The following is a 2,405-nucleotide window of genomic DNA, read 5'->3' on the forward strand; positions in this document are numbered from 1 at the left end:
GTGGCCAGCTCGGCGGCGGAGACGCTCTCGTCGGCGGTCACCACGACCCGGCGGGACGCGGCGTCCACCCGCCAGGCGATGCCGTCGACCCCGGAGGCCGCCACGGCGGCGTCGACCCGGGCGAGCTGGTCGGCGGTGTAGCTCGGGGCGGCCGAGGCCGGCACGGTGAACGCGCCGGCGGCCACCAGGCCGACGGTCGCGGCGAGCAGGGGGGTGAGTCGACTACGGCGGATTCTCACGGGTCTCCTCCTAGGACGTGGAGGGCCGCCGGTTGCGTCGGCGCCCATGCCGTAGCGCCGCGGTCGGATCGGGGTGTGACCTCGGCGAACGCTTGACGGCGAGTATCTATCACGGTCTATGCAAGTTGCAAGGGGTCAGGGCGCGCCGGTCCCGCTCCTGGTTAGGGTGGGCGGGGGAGGTGCGGCGACCATGGCGGAGCTGAGCGGGGACGTCCGGGCCGGGCTGGAGGCGGTGGTGCCCGGCGGGGTGCGGACCCGGGCGGCGGACCGGCTCCGGCTGGCCCACGACGCCTCCCACTATCTGCTGCACCCCAGCGCCGTGGTGACCCCGGCCGACGCCGATCAGGTCGCCGCGCTGCTGCGGCACAGCCACCGCACCGGCACCCCGTTGACCTTCCGCTCCGGCGGCACCAGCCTCAGCGGGCAGGCGGTCACCGACCAGCTCCTGGTGGACACCCGCCGGCACTTCCGGGCCCTCGACGTCCTCGACGAGGGGCGGCGGGTGCGGGTGCAGCCCGGGGTGGTGCTGCGGCAGGTCAACGCCCGGCTCGCCCCGTACGGCCGCAAGCTCGGTCCGGACCCGGCAAGCGAGTCGGCCTGCACTGTGGGCGGCGTGGTGGCCAACAACTCCAGCGGCATGACCTGCGGCACCGAGTACAACACCTACCGGACCCTGGAGTCGGTGCTGCTGGTGCTGCCCAGCGGCACCCTGCTCGACACCGGCGCGCCGGACGCCGACGAGCGGCTGCGGGCCACCGAACCGGCGCTGCACGCCGGCCTGCTGCGGCTGCGGGACCGGGTGCGCGGCAACCCCGACTCGGTGCGCCGCATCCGCGCCCAGTACGCCATGAAGAACACCATGGGCTACGGGGTGAACGCCTTCCTCGACCACGACTCGCCCGCCGACCTGCTGACCCGGCTCGTGGTGGGCAGCGAGGGCACCCTCGCCTTCGTCGCGGCGGCGACCTTCCGGACCGTACCCGTGCACCGGCACGCCGCGACCGGCCTGCTCGTCTTCGACACCCTCGGCGCGGCGATGGCCGCGATGCCGGCCCTGGTGGCGGCCGGGCCGGCGGCGGTCGAGCTGCTCGACGCCGCCGCCCTGCGGGTCGCGCAGGTCGACCCGAAGGCGGACGCCGCGCTGCGCGGCCTGGCCGTGCGCGAGCACGCGGCGCTGCTGGTGGAGTGGCAGGAGTCCGATCCGGAGGCCCTGGCGGCGCGGGTGGCGGCGGCGCGGCCGGTGCTGGCCGAGCTGCCGCTGACCGCCCCGGCCCGGCTCAGCGGGGAGGCGCCGGCCCGGGCGGCGCTCTGGCACATCCGCAAGGGCCTGTACGCGGCCGTCGCCGGCGCCCGTCCGTCCGGCACCACCGCGCTGCTGGAGGACATCGCCGTCCCGGTGGCCGCGCTCGCCGACACCTGCGCCGCCCTCGCCGACCTGTTCGCCCGGCACCGGTACGAGGAGAGCGTCATCTTCGGCCACGCCAAGGACGGCAACCTGCACTTCATGCTCAACGAGCGGTTCTCCCACGGCGCCGCGCCGGCCCGCTACGCCGACTTCACCGAGGAGATGGTCGACCTGGTCCTCGGCCACGGCGGCACGCTCAAGGCCGAGCACGGCACCGGCCGGGTGATGGCCCCGTACGTGCGCCGCCAGTTCGGCGACGAGCTGTACGAGGTGATGCGCGAGCTGAAGACCCTCTGCGACCCCGCCGGGGTGCTCAACCCGGGCGTGCTGCTCAGCGACGACCCCGAGGTCCACATGCGGCACCTGAAGACGGTGCCGACCGTGGAGGAGGAGGTGGACCGCTGCGTCGAGTGCGGATACTGCGAGCCGGTCTGCCCGAGCCGCGACCTGACCACCACCCCCCGGCAGCGGATCGTGTTGCGCCGGGAGATCGCCGCCGCCCGCGCCGACGGCGACCTGGCCCTGGCCGGCGAGCTGGAGTCGGCGTACGACTACGACGCGGTGCAGACCTGCGCGGTCGACGGCATGTGCGCCACCGCCTGCCCGGTCCTGATCAACACCGGTGACCTGGTGAAGCGGCTGCGTAGCGAGGAGAACGGGCGGGTCGCGCAGGCCGGCTGGCGGGGTGCGGCGCGTCGGTGGGGCGCGGCCACCCGGGGCATGGCCGGCGGCCTCGACCTGGCCGGCGTCCTGCCGCCCGC

At 75.4% G+C, this 2,405-nt stretch carries 2 protein-coding genes; one reads left to right on the plus strand and one right to left on the minus strand.

Features of this window, described 5'->3' with window-relative positions:
* The coding region (locus ACWEVO_RS35095) for an alpha-lytic protease prodomain-containing protein (RefSeq protein WP_452311709.1) at positions 1–239 on the minus strand (239 nt) is incomplete at its 3' end.
* Between the two features lie 190 nt (positions 240–429).
* On the opposite strand from ACWEVO_RS35095, the gene ACWEVO_RS35100 reads away from it, so the two are divergent.
* On the plus strand, positions 430–2,405 hold a 1,976-nt coding region (locus ACWEVO_RS35100; protein WP_452311710.1), incomplete at its 3' end, for an FAD-binding and (Fe-S)-binding domain-containing protein.

This window comes from Micromonospora sp. NPDC003776 (genome assembly GCF_053605645.1).